The following is a 19,038-nucleotide window of genomic DNA, read 5'->3' as shown; positions in this document are numbered from 1 at the left end:
AATCATGGGCATACTGAACAAAATTCTTACAGCATTCCGCGGTGGGGCCAACGAAGTCGGCCAAAGCATAGTGGATGCCAATTCAACCCGCATCTTCGAACAGGAGATCCGTGACGCCGAGAAACACCTCACCAAGGCCAAGCGTGAACTGACAGATGTGATGGCCAAAGAGATGCAAGCCAGCCGTGAAATCGATCGCATTAAGCGTGCTGTCGCCGAGCATGAAGGCTATGCCACTCAGGCACTGGAAAAAGGCAATGAGACTCTGGCGCTGGAAGTGGCCGAGAAGATTGCCCAGCTGGAAATGGAACTGGCCGAGCAACAAACTGCCAACGACAGCTTCAGCGCCCATGCAGCCCGCCTGAAAGATCTGGTGAAGAAGACCGAACGTCAGCTGGCCGACTATCAGCGTCAGTTGAGCATGGTCAAGACCACTGAAAGCGTACAAAAGGCCACGGCTTCCATTACCGACTCTTTCGCGTCAAGCAACTCCAAGCTGCTCAACGCCAAAGACTCTCTGGAGCGAATCAAGGCACGTCAGCAACAGTTTGACGACCGCTTGAAGGCTGCCGAAAACCTGGAAGCCGAGAACAGTGACCAATCGCTGAAAGCCAAGCTGGCTGAAGCCGGTATCGGCGAGCAGAAGAGCAACGCCAGCGATGTGCTCGAGCGTTTGAAAGCCAAGAAAGGCTGATAAGCTATGGGATTCTTTGGCAGCCTGTTTGGCAAAAAAGAAACTCCAGTGCGTCAGCTTAAGCACCCATCAGAGCTGCAAAAGGGCGATATGATCTCCCTTGATGACAGCTTTGCCCTGCCCGCGCATCTGCGCGGGCAGCAGCTTAGGGTCGAAGCCGTCAATACCTATGAGTATCAGCGCAGTCAGTCGACTGAATGGGTACTCAAGGGGCACAGCGGCGAAGCCATCTATCTGGGGCTGGATGAAGACGACGAAACCTGGCTGGCTTTCTCGCTGAAGATAAGCCGCGCTCAGGTCGATGCCTTATTCGATCTGGATGATTTCTCCGCCATCTTCGATGAGCCGGGGAAAGCTGAGCTGAGTACCAAGGCACTCACTGCCGAGACTGAGATGCTTGAGCAATGGCTCGGGAAACACTACCATCAGGTCAGTTTTGCTGAGTTTGGCTATTTCCACCGGGAAGATTACCGTGGACTCAGGCCGCCTCAGGATGCTGACGGTGCAACAGGTGATGCCTTCGAAAGCTATCAGTTGCTGGATGACGATGAGTCTCGCGCTCTGGATATCGAAGTCTATGAAGGCGGCGAAACCGACGTTGCGCTGACCCTTTACCGCCCCCTCAGCGATATTCGTGACTACTGGCCAGGAGAATAATGCGGCATGAGCAAGAACCACCCTTATCCGGAAAAATGGTTACAAAACCAAAAGGCTGCCAAGGCGACTCAGGTAGCTTTTGATCTGGATGAAAGGTTTCAATACTCCATCCGCAAGGCGGCCCTGGATACAGGTGTCAGCCCTTCAGATCAGATACGCATGATATTGGGTTTATCCGTGGCCAAGCGTCCCAAGCGGCCACGGTTAACCGTTTCGCTCAGCCCCACCGATTATGTCCAGCTCGCCGAAAAATACGGCCTGGCTCCGGATGCGCAATTGGAAATCAAAAAACGGGTATTGGAAGACCTGGTACAATTCGTAGACGAGCAATAAACAAGCGCGTTTACAGCTAACGGCAAGTCTTTTACCCTGAAAGGATACAAAGTTTCTCAATGGAAGAACCAATGCCGGATAAATCTCGCTGGTTCCTGAAACCGCCTGTTCAGGTCTCCCCTTTCGAATTGGCGATGATGATGTTGTCGCTGATCTCTGTGGTTGTGATCCTTATCATGACCTTTGTCCCTGTCGATCCTGAAACCCACAAGTTATTGTTTTATATCGATACGGGTATCTGCTTTATCTTTATGAGTTATTTCCTGGTGGGTCTGTTCCGGGCAGAGAATAAACTCACCTATATCAAGTCTCACTGGGTCGACTTTGTCGCCAGTATTCCGGCGATTGAAGCGCTGCGCTTTGCCCGTTTATTTCAGATCCTCAGGGTATTGAGGCTCATTCGCATGAGTCGTTCCCTGATAGGGCCACTGCTGAAGCAAAGGCGTCAGGCCACCATCGCCAGCTTGCTGGTATCCATGGTCACCATCATCACCATAGCCTCGGTATTGATGTTGCTGGTGGAAAGCGGCGCCGAAGGCGCCAATATTCAAACCGCCGAAAACGCCATCTGGTGGGCAATAGTGACCATATCCACCGTAGGTTACGGTGACTTCTACCCTGTGACTACAGTGGGCCATGTGATAGGTGGGGTGGTCATCGTCTGCGGGGTCAGTTTCTTCGGGGTTATTTCCGGTTATATGGCATCGCTGTTTGTCGCTCCCGATGAGCAGGAGAGCCTGGAAAACCAAAGCAAGGTCATCAAGAGCGAGTTAGATTTGGTACTCGAACGCATGGAAGCCAACCAACAACAGATGCTGACGGAAATCGCCGACTTGAAACAGAAGCTGGCGCAGCAACAACGGGACTAATCAATCGACTAAAAAGGACGCCGAGGCGTCCTTTTTAGTGCTTACTCCCAGGCGATTCGTCCGGAACTCTTACCAGGCATCAGCGCCAGTAGGGTTGCTGCTGCAGTGCCATCTTGCGGGATTGTTCCATGGCAAAAATCAGACTCTGCTGTTTGTCGGCCAAGGCCTCGGCAAGCTCTGGCGCCAACTGCTCGGCCATGGCATAAGCGCCAAGACTGATGATCCCCTGACTCAAGTCCTGCCAGGGTGCGCGGAAACTATCGCGAGCCTTGGATGAGTAGAGACTGCCATAGGCCAGCCCCACCAAAATACCTTCATCCAAGGGAGCTGCCAGCTTGAGATAATCATCACGGCTGAGTTCGTGTCCCGGCATGGCCGCCAGCAGTTTTTGCCAGGAAGCCTCCTGCAGACCGTCACAGGTTCCCTTCAAGCCCCCGACCACGGCTATCTGCATCTCGCCACTGGCCAGCTCGAGCAACATATTGACCAGTTGCAGCTGCAGCTGACCATAACGGCAATCCTGCCATAGCGCTTGCAAGCGGCCGCGGAAATCCATCTTTTGCAACTGTTGCACGGCTCGCTCGCGCACGCTCTCGGCATTGGCCAACTTACCAAGCAACAACTTATCCTGGGCCAGACGCGTGAGACAGTTGGCTTCTGTTACAAAGGCGAGTTGCTGCTCCAGCCAGGAAAATCCCGCATCTGTCTGGCTATTGCTCAGAGTAAACTGGCCCAGGGTCAAGCGCAGCAGGCGGACACAGGAGCGCAGACGCTGCCACAATAGCGCTTGCCCTGCCGGATCATCCAAACTCTCGGCAATCATACCCTCCAGCAATTGCCAGCGCTCCAGCGCCGTTTCCAGCACCACTAGGAGAGTCGCCTTAACATCACTGTCGCAGGGCAGACTGATATATTGCAACGCCTCCAAAGCCAGCGGGCTGGCCTGCTGCGCCAGCCGATAGCCTCGCTGCGCCTTACTGGCCTTACCCAGGCGCATGGGTACATTGGCCGCGACCTGCAGTGCCAGCGGCAATAGATCGGCCGCTCGCCCCCGCTTGAGCTCAAATTCCAGCTCACAAAGCGACTCGCTCTGGCCCCCGGCGGCGATAGTGCCGGTATCCAGAGCCAGTTCTATCAGGCTCTCCCCCTGAACCACCAACCAGCGGCAACGCTGAAAATCGGTATGAAACAGGCAGGCAAGCCGGGCCTGCAACGCATCGATGTCGGAATTCTCAGGCCAAATTTCGGCGGGAAACAGCGACAAAACCGGGCTGTTGGCGTCTATATCGACATTGTGTTCCGGCCGACTGTGGATCCCACCGCTGACACGACCGGCCGTTTTTATGGTTTGCTCCCGCTTGCCATCACATCCGCGGACTCTAAGGCCCATATCCAGCTGACGCAGTGCCAGCTCGGGCGTATCATAATAGCCATTACTTAGCTGCTGGCACCCTTGAGATGTGGCGGCGGGTAAAGAGTTCAGAAATGTGGTCAGGCGACTGACTTCCGTGGCGGGGAAAAAGAGCTTAAGTTCTATCTCATTTTGTTGATTGTCGGCATCCATGGTGCACTACTGCTCATTTTGTCATCAAAAATTCATCATCTCGTCATTTCGAGGTCACAATGTCATATTGTTGTCACAAAAATGACCTAGGATTATCCTGTCGGGTGATATATAACCCGATAGAATAAGAACTGACGTGTTTTCTGTAAAAACACAGTTTCAATAAGCGGACGCTTGGGTTAACATTCGCCCGCTTTTCCAATAGTGGAATAACCTAAATAGGTAAACGGCTATGCCAGTAAACTCTATTTTAGGCGTGTTTGCAAAATCGCCGATAAAACCTCTGCAAGAGCATATAGACAAAGTATACGATTGCGCTTCGTTACTTGTGCCCTTCTTCGAAGCAACCATAGCTGAAGATTGGGACAATGCGGTCACTATTCGCAAGAAGATCAGCCAAGAGGAAAAAGAAGCTGACTCACTGAAACGCGAAATCCGCCTGACACTGCCAGGTGGTTTGTTTATGCCAGTAGAAAGGACTGACTTGCTGGAGCTCCTGACTCAACAGGACAAAATCGCCAATAAAGCCAAAGATATTTCAGGTCGAATCATCGGCCGCCAACTGCTTGTCCCTCAAACCATCCAAACCCCTTTCATCGCTTATTTGCAGCGCTGCCTGGATGCAGTCGCCCTGGCCAAAGAAGCGATCAACGAGCTCGATGATCTGCTGGAAGCAGGCTTCCGTGGCCGTGAAGTGGATTTGGTAGCCAAAATGATCAGTGAACTCGATGCCATCGAAGAAGACACTGATGATCTGCAAATTCAGGTGCGTCGACAGCTGTTCGCTATGGAAGCCGAACTGAATCCTATCGATGTCATGTTTCTCTATAAGATAATTGAGTGGGTTGGTGACCTGGCAGATCTTGCCGAACGTGTCGGTTCCCGCCTTGAGCTGATGCTGGCTCGCGTCTAACAAACAAAAGGTTATCAAGGTAACAACATGGTTGATGTATTAGTCACCTATGGCCCCTGGCTCATAGGTATCGCGGCTGTTTTCGGGTTTCTTATGGCCTGGGGCATTGGAGCCAACGACGTGGCGAATGCAATGGGTACGTCTGTTGGTTCAAACGCAATTACCATTAAGCAAGCGATCATTATCGCAATGATCTTTGAATTCGCCGGGGCCTATCTGGCCGGTGGCGAAGTCACCAGCACCATTCGCAATGGGATCATAGATTCCAGCTACTTTACCGAAGTGCCGGAACTCCTGGTCTACGGCATGATAGCTTCACTACTGGCCGCAGGCATTTGGCTGGTCGCCGCATCAGCTCTGGGCTGGCCGGTTTCCACCACTCACTCTATCGTGGGTGCCATCATAGGTTTTGCCGCCGTGGGCGTGGGCACTGAAGCCGTTGCCTGGGGCAAAGTCGTTGGTATCGTTGGCTCTTGGGTCATCACCCCTGCAATTTCCGGCTTTATCGCCTTTATGATTTTCCAGAGCGTACAAAAACTGATTTTCAACACCGAAGATCCTCTGGGTAACGCCAAACGTTATGTGCCTTTCTACATGGCCTTTGCCGGCTTTGTAATGTCTTTGGTCACCATCACCAAAGGATTGAAACACGTTGGTCTCAAGTTCAGCACAGTGGAAGCCTATCTGCTGGCACTGGCGATTGCCGTTCTGGTGGGTATCGCAGGTAAAATTGCCATCAGCCGCCTGAAAATGAGCAGCAAAAATGACCGCCAAACTCAATTTGGTAACGTGGAAAGAGTTTTCGCAATCCTGATGGTAGTGACTGCCTGTTGTATGGCTTTTGCCCATGGTTCCAATGACGTGGCCAACGCCATCGGCCCATTGGCCGCGGTAGTCTCTGTAGTCAGCAGCGGCGGAGAAATCGGCTCTAAGTCAGCTTTGGTTTGGTGGATTCTGCCTCTGGGAGCCGTCGGTATCGTTATGGGGCTGGCCATATTCGGTAAGCGCGTAATGACCACCATAGGTAAAAATATCACTCACCTGACCCCAAGTCGCGGCTTTGCCGCCGAGCTGGCTGCTGCGTCAACCGTGGTTATCGCCTCGGGCACAGGTTTGCCTATCTCCACCACTCAAACTCTGGTGGGTGCGGTACTGGGTGTGGGCATGGCCAGGGGTATTGCCGCCATCAATATCGGTGTGGTTCGCAACATTGTGGTCTCTTGGGTCGTCACCCTGCCAGCCGGTGCCGGCTTGTCTATTCTGTTCTTCTTCACCATTAAAGGTGTGTTCGGCTAACAGAAATAGCTGTAGAAATCACGGTAAATATCATGATTATAAGAGGGAAGTCGAATGACTTCCCTCTTGCATTGGCGCCCTCAAATCCCTAGCATGTGGGCAGTATTTTGCGACAGAGAATGACTAAGTGTTAAGACTCCTGACTCTCATAGGGATGATGCTCCTGTCTCCCACCCTATTGGCCCAAGGCCAGACGCGCTATATTTCGGACGATGTCTTCATCTACATTCATGGTGGACCCGGCACTCAATACCGGATCCTGGGTAGTGTCGAAGCTGGTCAGCAGATAAGCGTGTTGCCTGAGCGCCAAGGCGATTACACCAAGATTATCGACCATAAGGATCGTGAAGGCTGGGTATTGACCAGCATGATCTCCAAGGACAAGTCGCTGCGTTTTCGCGTCTCAGAACTGGAAAGCCAGTTGGCCGAAGCCAAAGGCCAGCTCACAGGACTTCAGAGCGAAAATGGTGACTTCAAGGGCGAGCTTGGCAGCCTCAAGTCTCAGCTGAGCAAGGCCCAGGCGGAACTGGCTGAAGCCAGCACAGAACGCGACGAAGCCATAGCCAAGCTAAAGTCGATGAAAGACAATGAACGTTTCCGTATGTGGCAGGAAGGTGGACTCATCGCCGCCCTGGGTTTGATCCTCGGGGTCATTCTGGTTTACATGCCAAGACCACAGCGACGCAAGAAAGATCGTTGGATGTAATAGCATTTTTCCCTTCTCAAAGGCCAGTGTTTAAAACCACTGGCCTTTTGTTTATGTGACTTTACAGCTGGGGTACGTAAAGCCAATTAAACAATTTTCACATTCCCGCCAAGATTGGTGTCACAGATCACATTTTGATTGTATAATCGGCGCGCGCAAGCGCCAATATTGTATACAAAAATAATAAAGCGTCTTTTGCGTCAGACATATTCCAGGTAATTCGAGCAGTCCTTAACTGCCCCCAACCGGCTTAGATGGAAGCGATAACTATGTTCAAAGCGAGTGAAGTTCTGGCAGGCCACTATGATAGCGCCAATCTCGACGAACTCTTTAAAGCCATCAGTGACAACTATATTGTCGACGAAGAGCAATATCTGTCCGATCTGATCAAGCTAGTCCCGTCGAGTGACGAAACCATTGAGCGTGTGACCCGTCGCGCCCACGACTTGGTCAGCAAGGTTCGTCAATATGACAAAAAAGGTCTGATGGTAGGTATAGACGCTTTTTTACAGCAATACAGCCTTGAGACTCAGGAAGGCATCATACTCATGTGCCTGGCCGAAGCCCTGCTGCGGATCCCGGATCCGGAAACGGCCGATGCCCTGATTGAAGACAAGCTATCAGGTGCCAAATGGGACGAGCATCTGTCAAAGAGTGATTCTGTATTGGTCAACGCCTCGACATGGGGCCTGATGCTGACGGGCAAAATCGTCAAACTGGATCGCAACCTGGATGGCAGTCCAAGCAACTTATTGAAGCGCTTGGTTAATCGCCTGGGTGAGCCGGTGATCCGTCAAGCCATGTATGCCGCCATGAAGATCATGGGCAAACAGTTCGTACTCGGCCGCACAGTTAAAGAAGCGCTGAAAAACAGTGAAGACAAGCGCAAGCAGGGCTATACCCACTCTTACGACATGCTGGGTGAAGCCGCTCTGACCCAGAGAGACGCCCAGAAATACTTCCAGGATTACTCCCACGCCATCAGCGAATTGGGAGCCCAGCAGTACGATGAATCCCAGGCGCCCAGACCGACGATTTCCATCAAACTGTCGGCGCTGCATCCCCGCTATGAAGTGGCCAATGAAGACAGAGTCATGTCCGAGTTGTATGCCACAGTGATCAAACTGATTGAGCAGGCTCGCAGCCTGAATGTCGGTATCTCTATCGATGCCGAAGAGGTAGACCGTCTTGAGTTGTCGCTCAAGCTGTTCCGCAAGCTATACAACTCAGAAGCCGCCAAGGGCTGGGGCCTTTTGGGAATAGTGGTGCAGGCATACTCCAAACGGGCACTGCCTGTACTCCTGTGGCTGACCAAGCTTGCCAAAGAGCAAGGTGATGAAATCCCGCTGCGACTGGTGAAAGGCGCTTATTGGGACAGCGAACTCAAGTGGGCTCAACAGGCAGGTGAAGCCGGTTACCCTCTCTACACCCGCAAGGTGGGGACGGATCTCTCCTATTTGGCCTGTGCCCGTTTCCTGCTGTCGGACAAGACCCGTGGTGCCATCTATCCACAATTTGCCAGCCATAACGCCCAGACGGTCGCGGCCATCAGCGATATGGCCGGCGATCGTGAGTTTGAATTCCAGCGTCTTCATGGCATGGGACAGGAACTGTACGACACTATTTTGGCGGAAAGCCGAGCTCGCACCGTCAGAATTTATGCCCCGATAGGTGCCCATAAAGATCTGCTGCCCTATCTGGTGCGCCGTCTACTGGAAAACGGTGCCAACACTTCATTTGTGCATAAGTTGGTGGATCCCAACACACCTATCGATTCACTGATCACCCACCCTCTGGTGACAGTCAAACAATACAAAACCCTGGCCAATAACAAGATAGTGAAGCCTGCCGACATCTTTGGCAGTGAACGCAAAAACTCCAAGGGACTCAATATGAACATTCTCTCTGAAGCCGAACCCTTCTTCGCAGCACTGGATCAGTTCAAGACTCATCAATGGCATGGCGGCCCGCTGATCAATGGTGAAACCCTGAGCGGCGAGTCAAAGGCGGTTGTCAGCCCCTATGACACGACACAAACCGTCGGTCAGGTGGTTTTTGCCGACAACCAAGCCGTCGAGCAGGCCATCAGTTCAGCGGTCGCCGCCTTCCCAGCCTGGTGTCGCACGCCGGTGGAAAAGCGCGCCAGCGCGCTGCAAAAACTGGCCGACCTGCTGGAAGAAAATCGCGAAGAGCTGATCGTGCTCTGTACCCGCGAAGCAGGCAAGAGTCTGCAGGACGGCATAGATGAAGTCCGTGAAGCCATCGACTTCTGCCGCTACTATGCAGTGCAGGCCAAGAAGATGATGAGCAAACCCGAGCTGCTCCCTGGGCCGACCGGTGAATTGAACGAGCTGTTTGTTCAAGGCCGCGGTGTGTTTGTCTGTATCAGCCCCTGGAACTTCCCGTTGGCGATTTTCCTCGGTCAGGTGACTGCTGCCCTTGCTGCCGGTAACACAGTGATCGCCAAACCAGCCGAGCAAACCTGCCTGGTGGGTTACCGCGCCGTACAACTGGCTCATGAAGCCGGGATCCCCAAAGAAGCGCTGCAATTCCTGCCGGGCACAGGCGCCAGTGTCGGCGCCGCACTGACCAGCGACGAACGTATCGGCGGCGTATGCTTCACAGGTTCTACCGGCACGGCCAAGGTGATCAACCGCGCTCTAGCTGCCCGCGAAGGCGCCATCATTCCGCTTATCGCCGAAACCGGTGGTCAAAATGCCATGGTGGTGGACTCCACTTCCCAGCCGGAGCAAGTGGTCAACGATGTGGTTGCCTCTTCCTTTACCAGCGCTGGCCAGCGCTGCTCGGCGCTGCGGGTACTCTATCTGCAGGAAGATATCGCCGATCGGGTACTGGAGATCCTCAAGGGTGCCATGGATGAACTCAGCATTGGCTATCCAGGTTCAGTGAAGACAGATGTCGGCCCTGTGATCGATGCCACCGCCAAGGCCAATCTCAACGCTCATATCGAGCATATAAAACAGGTAGGTAAGCTTATCAAACAGGTGGAGCTGCCCGCTGACTGCAAGGATGGCCATTTCGTTGCTCCAACCGCAGTGGAAATCGATTCCATCAAGGTGCTGGATAAAGAACATTTCGGCCCGATACTGCACGTTATCCGTTTCAAAGCCTCAGAGCTGGACAAGGTGATTGCCGATATCAACAGCACAGGCTTTGGTCTGACTCTGGGGATCCACAGCCGCAATGAAGGCCACGCCCTGAGCGTTGCCGACCGAGTCAATGTAGGTAACGTCTATATCAACCGTAACCAGATTGGCGCTGTGGTGGGTGTACAGCCCTTCGGTGGTCAGGGGCTTTCCGGCACAGGTCCCAAGGCCGGCGGGCCACACTACCTGACCCGCTTTATGACGGAAAAGACCCGCACCAACAACATCACAGCCATAGGTGGCAATGCCACTCTGCTGTCACTGGGTGATGCGGAATAATCTCCACCCATGAAAAAGCCAGGAATAGTTTCCTGGCTTTTTATTACCTGCTCGCGGCAAACAAACTCACGCTATCAGCTCTTGGCTTCCTCGGGACAAAAGTTGTCCATCACCAGAGCGCAGGCTGCATCGCCGGTAATATTCAGCGATGTACGTATCATGTCAAATACCCTGTCGAGGGCAAACAGCAGTGGCAATCCATCAATAGGGATCTTGGCCGCCAGTAATACGGCCACCACCAGGAAAGAAGGTCCCGGGACCCCGGCCTGGCCAATAGCGCCCAAGGTAGAGGTGAAGATGATAGCCGCATAGGCGGCAAGGCTCAGATCAATGTTATACATTTGGGCAAAGAACATGGCGACCAAACCATAATAGATGGCGTTGCCGCTCATATTGATGGTGGCGCCCAACGGCAATACGAAAGAAGCCGTGGCTTTTGAGACTTTCAACTCCTGCTCACAGGTTTCCATATTCACCGGCAAGGTTGCCATGGAGGAAGCTGTGGACAGCGCCATGACCTGTGGCTTTTTCATTGCACTGATAAAGCGTGCCGCCGACACCTTGGAAAACAGTTGCACCATCAAGGGGAAGAAGATGAAACCATAAATCAAAATTGCCCCAACGAAGACGATGAACAGTTTAAATACCACCTCCAGGGCTTCAAAACCAAAGGTGCCGACTGAGTCAGCCATCAGACCGAATACGCCTATGGGGGCCACCAGCATCACACAGTTGATCATCCATACCATGGCCTCAGTGATGGCGTTAAGCGCGCCAAGGATCGGCTTGGCACCATCGCCCTTGACCTTGGTCAGTGCTATGCCGAAGAAGATACTGAACACCAGGATCTGCAGAATATTGCCGCCGGTAAGCGACTCAAACACATTGGTCGGTATCATACCGATGAAGGTATCCATCACCCCGGGGAGATCGCCCTGCTCCTTGGTGACCTCCATCAGATCCGTCATACTGTGAGCGGTAAAATCAACCCCCTTGCCCGGTTCAAACAGGTTTCCCAGCGCCAATGCCATCGCCACGGCAATGCCCGAAGTCACAATAAAGAAGCCGAATGTTCCGAGACCGATTTTCCCCGCCGATGGCGTATCCCCCAGACTGGCGGCACCGGAGATGATGGCCACCAATACCAGAGGAATGACCAACATCTTGATTAGGTGGATAAAAATAGTCCCCAATGGGGCAAACATGCTGGCATCTTTGCCCAACCACCAGCCGACAGCCGCCCCCAAAAACATGGCAATCACGACTTGCACGCCGATATTGCCAATCCAGTGTTTGTTATTCATTGTTATGTCCCCGCCGCACAAGGGCGTCATCTTGTCAAAATCAAAGCGGGCAAAGGTACCACATTCAAGCCAATCGCTTCCGTGAGTTTTCTCGACTCAGGCTCAACAATTAGCCAAAAATGGCAAAAGATGCAAAGAGAATTGGAAAAATTCAATTCTCTTTGCCTAGAAATGAGGAAAGTTTAAAAAAACTTGGATTTTAGCGGCCAGAAGTAGAGATATTTCAAAGCCTACAGCTGAGTAGAAACTGCCAAGGCTGCCGCTGCGGCCAATGCCACCAGCACTATCCAGACCATCGCATTGCCGCTCCCCGGCTCTTGGTCGGCCAATTCCAGTTCCGGATGCCCCTGCAAATAGTCTTCCACCTTCCTCTTTGCCTCTTTTAGGCTCAAGTTCTCACGTTCACGCAGGTGTTTAATTGCAAGAATCTTTTGCTTGTCTTCCAGCAAACTGATCACTTCCAAATCCAAGGAGCTTTCTTTGGTAGGGTTCATAGTATCTTCCTGATTGAGGATGGACATCATTGTCACGACTTTCCTAATACAGATAACTTTAGCCATAAAAAGGTGTTGAGCCAAGTAGTAACTTGTTCTCTTTTTTAGCTATTAATGTTTTCCTACGGGATAAAAGCCTGGCTCCTACAAGGCAAAAAACATCAAAGCGCATTGATTGCGCTGCAACCGCATGTTTGTGCCTCAATTGCGGCCAATATGAGAGATTTATTCCCATAACCGCTGCAGAAAAAAACCACTACAGCACGGGGATTTTCACAGTAACCCGCTATTTATTAACGGCAACACCCGATTATTAACAAAGTTTAATTCCCTCCTCATCTTGGCCTCATCTGCAGTTGTTTATTCTGCCGCCGTTGTTGAAATCCATGACCCTAAGGAGAACAGAATGCAAAGAAGCATATGGCTGGTTCCTCTCGTTGCCGGACTGAGCGCCTGTGGCGGTTCAGACTCCAATGAGCCGAACAATCCCGATCCCCAACCGCCGGTTTCCACTTTGGCCAAGACTATCCAAGGTACCCTGCAAAAGGTCGATACGGATAAGCTCTGGGTCAATGGTGTAGAAATCCCGGCGGCCCGGGCCAGTGTTGAAATCAATGAAACCAAGGCCAGTGTCGCCGAGCTGAAACCCGGTATGCAGCTCAACATCAAGACAGATGGCAGCAGTGCCACCAGCGTGGATTATGACCCTGTGCTGGTTTCCCCGGTGAGCGCTATTGATGGCGAGCAGGCTGTTGTGGCCGGCTACCGGGTGACAGGGCTGGACATAAGTAAAATCAAGGCCGGTGACATAGTTGAGATCAGTGGTTATAACCTGAGTGATAACCAGTTCAAGGCCACCTATTTTGCTATCGACAATGACAGGCAAGAGATGGAAGTTGAAGGCCGGGTAAGCAAGCTGGACACCCATCTGAAGCAGTTCTATATCGGTAGCATGCAGGTGGACTATGGTGCCAATGCCGTACAGGTAGAAGGCACGCTGGCCAATGGTTCCTGGGTAGAAGTTGAAGGTCAATATCAGGGTGAAGTATTACTGGCTTCTGAAGTGGAAGTCGAACGCGCCCCGGATTTGGACAACGGCTCTGAGGTGGAACTCGAAGGTCAGGTTACCTGGGTCAACGAGTTGCAAACCCGCTTTACCCTGAACCAAAAATGGCAAGTGACACTGGATGGCAAGACTCTCTTTGAAGATGGCACTGTTGCCGATCTCAAACCCGGTGCCTTGGTCGATGTGGAAGGCCTGTGGCAAGACGATACTCAAGAGCTGAAGGCCACCGAAATTGAATTTGAGAAACAGAGTCAGCCTCCTGTAATTGCAGGCCACGGCTTCGAGGTTGAAGGCAAGGCTGTGTATGAGGCCGGTGTATTCAGCATCAACGGCATAGTGCTGACACTGACGCCTCAGACCCGCTTTGAAGATGGGTTGAACCAAGCCAGCCTCAACGGCACCTGGGTACAGGTTGAAGGATCAGAGCAAAATGGCCAATTCCTGGTAATGGAAATCGAACCTGAGGTGCAGGAAGCGGACATAGAGCTCAAGGGCTTGGTCAATGATGACGGCCAAGGCGCCAGCCTCTGGGGTTATAAGGCCAGCGACGACAGCCTCAAGCCCCATATCGGCAAGAGGGTCGACCTGGAATGCCGCTTCAGTGGCGAACTGCTGAGCCAGTGCCGCCTGGATGATTGATAGTGCAAGACTTTGCTAACCCAAGGTTTTGGGCAAAAGAGTGCCGGCTTACTGCCGGCACTCTTGTTTCTATTTCTGTAGACGGCTTTATCGCAAAGGCCTGAAGCCTGCGTAACTCAACTTGCCTTGTTGGTTTAACGGGTCACCAAGGGGTTTTAGTTTGGCCTCGGTGCGGCTCTTACAGCCACAGCCACCACAACCGCCTTTCGCTTCCGCTTCATGGCCATGATCATCACCATGACAAGCTGCGCCGGTTTCATTATGACCATGGCAACCACAGCCACCACCACAACCTCCTTTGGCTTGATGTTTGAGTGACGGACGTCCAGCCGCGGCATTGGTCAGCCGCAACTGAATATCGCTGGCCGCAATCAGCAAAGCGGCGATATCGCTGTTCTCTTTAGCGGGCCGACAAACGCTGATGCCGCCATCGAGCAGCTTACCCAACATTCGCTCGCCGATTTGATCCACCAACACAATGCGGCCACCTTTGTCCTTGATAAGTTGCAGCATCGCCTTTTTGGCGGCGCAGTTACCGCCTGCAGCTGCCGGGTTATCCAGGGTAAAACAGTGGTTATGGTGGTTATCATAAAAGGCCAGTTCTTTGGCCTTGGTAAAATGCCCGGCCAAGCGGCCCCGGCTCAAGGGTATCACTATCATCTCTGTTCCTCAGTGTGGGGCAACTCCAGCATCTGTCCCTCTATCAGGGCCTTGGCCAGCTTATGGCGTGCCTGCTTAATCAAGTTGCCAAAGGTCTGTCTGGATATCCCCATCTGCTCGGCGGCCTCTTGTTGCGCCAGACCGCGAAAGTCGGCTAGCGCCAGGGCCTCAAACTCATCGGCCGCCAAGGCGACCGCCTCCAGGGCTGAGGCCGGAATGCCGTTGGGTTTGTAGAAGCGGCAGGGCGTGCCATGCTGCAGGCGGCGGCATTTTCTGGGTCTGGGCATGGGAGTATCCTTATTTGTTATTAGCATATGCCAATAACTATATTCTGACTTTGAACCCTTATGGGATCTGTGATCCAGGCGAGAATTTAGCGCTTTCAAAGAAAAAGGGATGCCGATGCATCCCTTTGAATAAGTCTATCTTGAGTCTTTTTTGAGTATCTTCTTGAGCCTCTTATTGAGTCTCTTTTTGAACCTCTGCGGCTCAGTGTAACCTCTGATACAGGGCGCTGTAGGCGGTCGACTCCTGCAGCAGTTGCTCATGGCTGCCACTGGCCACTAGCTTGCCTTCATCCAGCAGGTGAATGGCATCCATCTGCGCCATACCGGTTAGGCGATGACTTATCATCACCAGCGTCTTGTCTTTGGCAAACTGCAGCAGCAACCTGAGGATCTCCTGCTCGGTGCGCCGATCAAGCCCCTCGGTGGGTTCATCAAGCAGCAGCAGCGGCGCATCCCGCAGCAGCGCCCGAGCCACGCCGATCCGGCGCTGCTCGCCACCGGATAACTGACGCCCGCCCTCACCTATCCAGGCATTGAGCCCCTCGCCCTCAAGCAGCCCCTCCAGCCCAACCTGGCGCAGCACCTCGGCTAGCGTGTCATCGGTAATTTTTTCCGGCAAGGCCAGCTGCAGGTTATCTCTGAGACTGGCGCTGAGCAATTGTACCCGCTGACTGACCACTGTCATGGAAGCCCGCAAGGCCTTTTCATCCAGAGAGGCCACAGGCACGCCGCCCAGCAGTATCTCACCCTGCTGCGGCTGCCACTGACGGGTTATCAAGGCCAGCAGGCTGGACTTACCCGAGCCGGTTTTCCCAAGGAGCGCCACCTTGCTGCCCGCCGAGACCTGCAGCGACAAGCCCTGCAGCACAGGCTGGGTGTCCGTGTAACCGAAATGCACATCTTTGATGATAAGGGCGCCGCTCTCGGGCATGGCTGCCGAGACGGCAGGGAATTCAACGTCAGAGCGCTGCTCTGTCAACTCGGATACCCGCTTGGCAGCCAGGAGCACAGAAGACAGATGTTGAAAGGCGCCGGCCAGCGGCATCATCATCTCGATACAGGCCAGAGTGGCAAACAAAACCATGGCCAGCAAAGGCCCGGGAGGCACGGCCGGCCCAACACCAGCGGCGGCAAACCAGAGCAACAGCAACACCAACAAGCCGTGACAGAGGATCAACATGGCCTGACTCAGGCCGGTGATCGCCGCCATCGCCTTCTGACTGGCAAACCAGCTCTGCTCGGCGCGGTCGAGTTCCGCCCGAAAGCTTTCAGCAGCGCCACCTTTGGCATCGGAGAACAAACTCAGCTCCGCCTGGCCGGACAACCACTCCAGCAGCCGTACCCGGTAGCAGCGCCGCGCTTCAATCAACTCGCGCCCGGGCTGCCTGCCAAGCAGATAGAACACACTCGGCAACAACAACCAACTGAGCAAGAGGCCAGTACAAAGCAGGATGGCCAAGTTGAGATCAAACCAACCGATAAAGGTGGTCAATGCCAACAACATCAGCAAGAAGGCCGTCAGCGGCGTCAACAACCTCAGATACAGGTGATCCAGCGTGTCGATATCGGCCACCAAACGGTTGAGCAGATCGCCGCGGCGCATCCCGGATAGATTGCGTTCACTCAAAGGCAGCAAAGAGCGCCAGGCCCACAGCCTGAGATCGGTCAGGATCCTGAAAGTGGCCTCATGGGTAGCCAGCCTTTCACCGTAGCGGCTTGCCGTGCGGGCAATGGAGAGGAAACGCACCCCGCCCGCCGGAGTAAAGTAGTTGAAGGTTTCCGCCGTCGCCAGAGCCAGACCGGCCACTGCCGTAGCAGATAAGAACCAGCCGGAGAGCGACAACAGGCCAATACCGGCCATTAGGGTCGTTACCGTCAGCAGCAGGCCGACAAACATCATCAAAGACTGGCGGCGGAACAGACGGATAAAGGGCAGTAACAGCTTCATCTCAGCGCTCCTCCCCTGACTCTGGTTTTGACTCTAACTTTGACTCAGACGCGGGTTTTGAGTCTGCCCCGGCTTCCGCCTCAGCGGCCGCGGCAATCGGCGGCGCCGATGCCTTTGGCGCGTCATCGAGGGAGACCGCCAGCGGCAGTTCATCCAACATCTGCGCCAATAAGCCAGGCTGCGCTTTGAGTTCGGCAAAGGTGCCCTGCTGCACCAGTTTTCCCTGATCCAGCACCAGGACTCTGTCCATCCGATCCAGTTGATCCAGTCTGTGGGTCACCATCAGGCAGCCTTTGCCTGCCATCGCCTGCCACAGCGCACTAAGCACCAGTTGTTCACTCTGGCTGTCGAGGCTGGCGCTGGGCTCATCGAGCACAAACAGCTGCGCCTGACGCCCAAGAGCGCGGGCCAGTGCCAACCGCTGCGCTTGCCCCACAGAAAGGCCACCGCTGTATTCATCCAATTGATGCGCCAGCCCATCCGGCAAGGCGCGAACATAGTCGGCCACCTTGGCCTGTTGCAAATAATCCCACAATTGCGCCTCGGTCAATTCGGGCTGGCCGAGACGCAGATTATCGGCGATGGTGCCGTGGAACAGCTGAGGATTCTGGCCAAGCCAAGCGATACGGCTACGCCAGGCGGCAGGATCCAGCTCGGCCAGTTCAATACCATTGAGCTTTAAGCTGCCCTCATAGGGCAGAAACCCCAGCAGAGCGTTGAGCAGGCTGGTTTTACCAGCGCCACTCGGGCCCACCAAGGCCAACTTCTCGCCCGCCGCTAAGCTAAAACTCAGCGGCCCGAGTAAAGGCACGCCGTCTATGCTCAACACCTTGAGATCCCTGGCCTGCAGTTCAATGCTCTCACCAGGAAGGGGCTGTTCGCCACGCTTGAGTGGCTCAGGCAATTCCAGCAGTGCCATCAAGGATTCGGCGGCGCCCACCGCCTGGGCCTTGGCATGGTAGTGAGTGCCCATGTCGCGCAGCGGCTGATAAAACTCTGGTGCCAAAATCAGTACAAACATCCCGGTAAACAGGCTGATACCCATGCCGTAATGGCCAAAGTCCAGGTGCCCCAGATAACTAAAGCCGAAATACACCGCCAAAATGGCGATGGATACCGCGGCGAAAAACTCCAGTACGGCAGAGCTGAGAAACGCCATTCTGAGCACTGCCATGGTACGCTCACGAAAGTCTTCCGAGGCCTTGCCTATGGCGCGCTGCTCCGCTTCTGCGCGATAGAAAAGCTTGAGTGTCGGCAAAGCCTTGAGGCGATCCATAAAGTGGCCGCTCAATTGCTGCAGCGCACTGAAATGCTTGCGGTTGGCATCGGCGGCGCCCATGCCGACCAAGACCATAAACAGTGGAATAAGGGGAGCTGTGCCGAGCAAAATCAGGCCACCGGCCCAGTTGATGGGGAAAACACATACCAAGATGATCAGCGGAATAAAGGCCGCCAGGCTCATCTGCGGCAGGTAACGGCCGTAGAAATCCTGCAAGTCTTCTATCTGTTCCAGCACTATACTGGCCCAGCTGCCGACAGGCTTGCCATTGACAAAGGCCGGCCCCAGGCGCTCAAGCTTATTGAGCACGGCGGCGCGCATCTGCTCTCTAAGGCGTCTGCCGGCCTCGAAGCTGACTCGCTCTCTGAGCCAAGCGATAACCGCTCGCAGCAGCACCAGGGTGGCAAAGGCCAACATATGCGGAATAAATGCCTGCCTCTCTAGCTCGTCAATGATCAGCCCCTGCAACACAGTGGCCAGCACCCAGGCCTGGCCCACCAGCGCCAGGCCGTTGAGCACGCCCAACAACACAGAGAGTTTAAGGAAGGGGCCACAGGCAGATTGCTGCGCTTTGAGCCAGCGACCGAGTTGTTTCTCTAAGGATTTGTCCATGGGATCCTACTGCAAAATCAGCTAATGACTCTATTGCTGTACAAATCAGCAAGGCAATAGCTTGACCTAAGGCGAATCGTTCGGTAGGCAAGCAGTATCGCAGGCATTGCCAAGGGAAGAAACCCGCCGCCAAGGAACTGTTACCGGACTCACAAAATTTGCGCCAGATCAAATAATCGTACCTTAACGCCGAACGGATTAAGCCCAGGTTAACGCCATCCCCACAATCTACTTAACGCTAGATCTACTTAACGCTAGAGGTTCACTTCGA

General features: G+C 53.8%; 16 protein-coding genes. 9 read left to right on the top strand and 7 right to left on the bottom strand.

Annotation, left to right across the window (positions count from 1 at the left end):
- Window positions 1-4 precede the first annotated feature (4 nt).
- The 4 genes from N512_RS0112330 to N512_RS0112315 all read left to right on the top strand — a co-directional run bounded on the left by N512_RS0112330 (window position 5) and on the right by N512_RS0112315 (window position 2,553).
- Window positions 5-694 carry a PspA/IM30 family protein gene (locus N512_RS0112330; RefSeq protein ID WP_025010358.1) on the top strand — a complete coding sequence of 230 codons (690 nt, stop codon included), beginning with the start codon at window positions 5-7 and terminating at the stop codon, window positions 692-694.
- Window positions 695-700: 6 nt separating this feature from the next.
- Window positions 701-1,351: a hypothetical protein gene (locus N512_RS0112325; protein WP_025010357.1), complete on the top strand. Its 651-nt coding sequence runs from the start codon at window positions 701-703 to the stop codon at window positions 1,349-1,351.
- A gap of 6 nt (window positions 1,352-1,357) precedes the next feature.
- Window positions 1,358-1,684: a hypothetical protein gene (locus tag N512_RS0112320; protein ID WP_025010356.1), complete on the top strand. Its 327-nt coding sequence runs from the start codon at window positions 1,358-1,360 to the stop codon at window positions 1,682-1,684.
- Between the two features lie 71 nt (window positions 1,685-1,755).
- Entirely contained in the window at window positions 1,756-2,553 is a 798-nt protein-coding gene (locus tag N512_RS0112315) for an ion transporter (RefSeq protein ID WP_025010355.1), read from the top strand.
- Window positions 2,554-2,632: 79 nt separating this feature from the next.
- Here N512_RS0112315 and N512_RS0112310 read toward each other — a convergent pair whose 3' ends face one another.
- A complete protein-coding gene (locus tag N512_RS0112310) occupies window positions 2,633-4,117 on the bottom strand; it encodes a CYTH domain-containing protein (RefSeq protein WP_028780528.1) in 1,485 nt (494 codons plus the stop codon).
- A 232-nt stretch (window positions 4,118-4,349) separates the two neighbouring features.
- On the opposite strand from N512_RS0112310, the gene N512_RS0112305 reads away from it, so the two are divergent.
- The 4 genes from N512_RS0112305 (at window position 4,350) to putA (ending at window position 10,478) form a co-directional block, all read left to right on the top strand.
- Window positions 4,350-5,030, top strand: coding sequence for a TIGR00153 family protein (locus N512_RS0112305; protein WP_025010354.1), 681 nt, complete (start codon window positions 4,350-4,352; stop codon window positions 5,028-5,030).
- A gap of 27 nt (window positions 5,031-5,057) precedes the next feature.
- A complete protein-coding gene (locus N512_RS0112300; RefSeq protein ID WP_028780527.1) occupies window positions 5,058-6,326 on the top strand; it encodes an inorganic phosphate transporter in 1,269 nt (422 codons plus the stop codon).
- A gap of 127 nt (window positions 6,327-6,453) precedes the next feature.
- Window positions 6,454-7,032: a TIGR04211 family SH3 domain-containing protein gene (locus N512_RS0112295; RefSeq protein WP_025010352.1), complete on the top strand. Its 579-nt coding sequence runs from the start codon at window positions 6,454-6,456 to the stop codon at window positions 7,030-7,032.
- 254 nt (window positions 7,033-7,286) lie between these two features.
- Window positions 7,287-10,478: a bifunctional proline dehydrogenase/L-glutamate gamma-semialdehyde dehydrogenase PutA gene (putA, locus tag N512_RS0112290; RefSeq protein WP_028780526.1), complete on the top strand. Its 3,192-nt coding sequence runs from the start codon at window positions 7,287-7,289 to the stop codon at window positions 10,476-10,478.
- 74 nt (window positions 10,479-10,552) lie between these two features.
- On the opposite strand, the gene N512_RS0112285 is transcribed toward putA, so the two are convergent.
- Both N512_RS0112285 and N512_RS22955 read right to left on the bottom strand, forming a co-directional pair.
- Window positions 10,553-11,782, bottom strand: coding sequence for a dicarboxylate/amino acid:cation symporter (locus N512_RS0112285; protein WP_028780525.1), 1,230 nt, complete (start codon window positions 11,780-11,782; stop codon window positions 10,553-10,555).
- 230 nt (window positions 11,783-12,012) lie between these two features.
- Window positions 12,013-12,276, bottom strand: coding sequence for a hypothetical protein (locus N512_RS22955; RefSeq protein ID WP_037474925.1), 264 nt, complete (start codon window positions 12,274-12,276; stop codon window positions 12,013-12,015).
- Window positions 12,277-12,682: 406 nt separating this feature from the next.
- On the opposite strand from N512_RS22955, the gene N512_RS0112275 reads away from it, so the two are divergent.
- Window positions 12,683-13,981: a DUF5666 domain-containing protein gene (locus N512_RS0112275; protein ID WP_028780524.1), complete on the top strand. Its 1,299-nt coding sequence runs from the start codon at window positions 12,683-12,685 to the stop codon at window positions 13,979-13,981.
- Between the two features lie 87 nt (window positions 13,982-14,068).
- On the opposite strand, the gene N512_RS0112270 is transcribed toward N512_RS0112275, so the two are convergent.
- The 4 genes from N512_RS0112270 to cydD form a co-directional block, all read right to left on the bottom strand.
- Window positions 14,069-14,641, bottom strand: a complete 573-nt coding sequence (locus N512_RS0112270) for a NifB/NifX family molybdenum-iron cluster-binding protein (RefSeq protein WP_028780523.1) — start codon at window positions 14,639-14,641, stop codon at window positions 14,069-14,071.
- The gene (locus N512_RS0112265) at window positions 14,638-14,928 is read right to left on the bottom strand and encodes a DUF134 domain-containing protein (protein ID WP_025888568.1); all 291 of its coding nucleotides are present in this window, start codon (window positions 14,926-14,928) and stop codon (window positions 14,638-14,640) included. Before N512_RS0112265 ends, N512_RS0112270 begins: the two co-directional genes overlap by 4 nt.
- Before the next feature lie 202 nt (window positions 14,929-15,130).
- The gene (gene cydC, locus N512_RS0112260; RefSeq protein WP_028780522.1) at window positions 15,131-16,876 is read right to left on the bottom strand and encodes a heme ABC transporter ATP-binding protein/permease CydC; all 1,746 of its coding nucleotides are present in this window, start codon (window positions 16,874-16,876) and stop codon (window positions 15,131-15,133) included.
- A gap of 1 nt (window position 16,877) precedes the next feature.
- A complete protein-coding gene (gene cydD, locus N512_RS22950; protein WP_051472793.1) occupies window positions 16,878-18,767 on the bottom strand; it encodes a heme ABC transporter permease/ATP-binding protein CydD in 1,890 nt (629 codons plus the stop codon).
- Window positions 18,768-19,038 lie beyond the last annotated feature (271 nt).

It is taken from the genome of Shewanella sp. 38A_GOM-205m, assembly GCF_000518445.1.
Lineage (GTDB): Bacteria > Pseudomonadota > Gammaproteobacteria > Enterobacterales > Shewanellaceae > Shewanella > Shewanella algae.
This window is presented reverse-complemented; position numbering and strand designations above follow the sequence as displayed.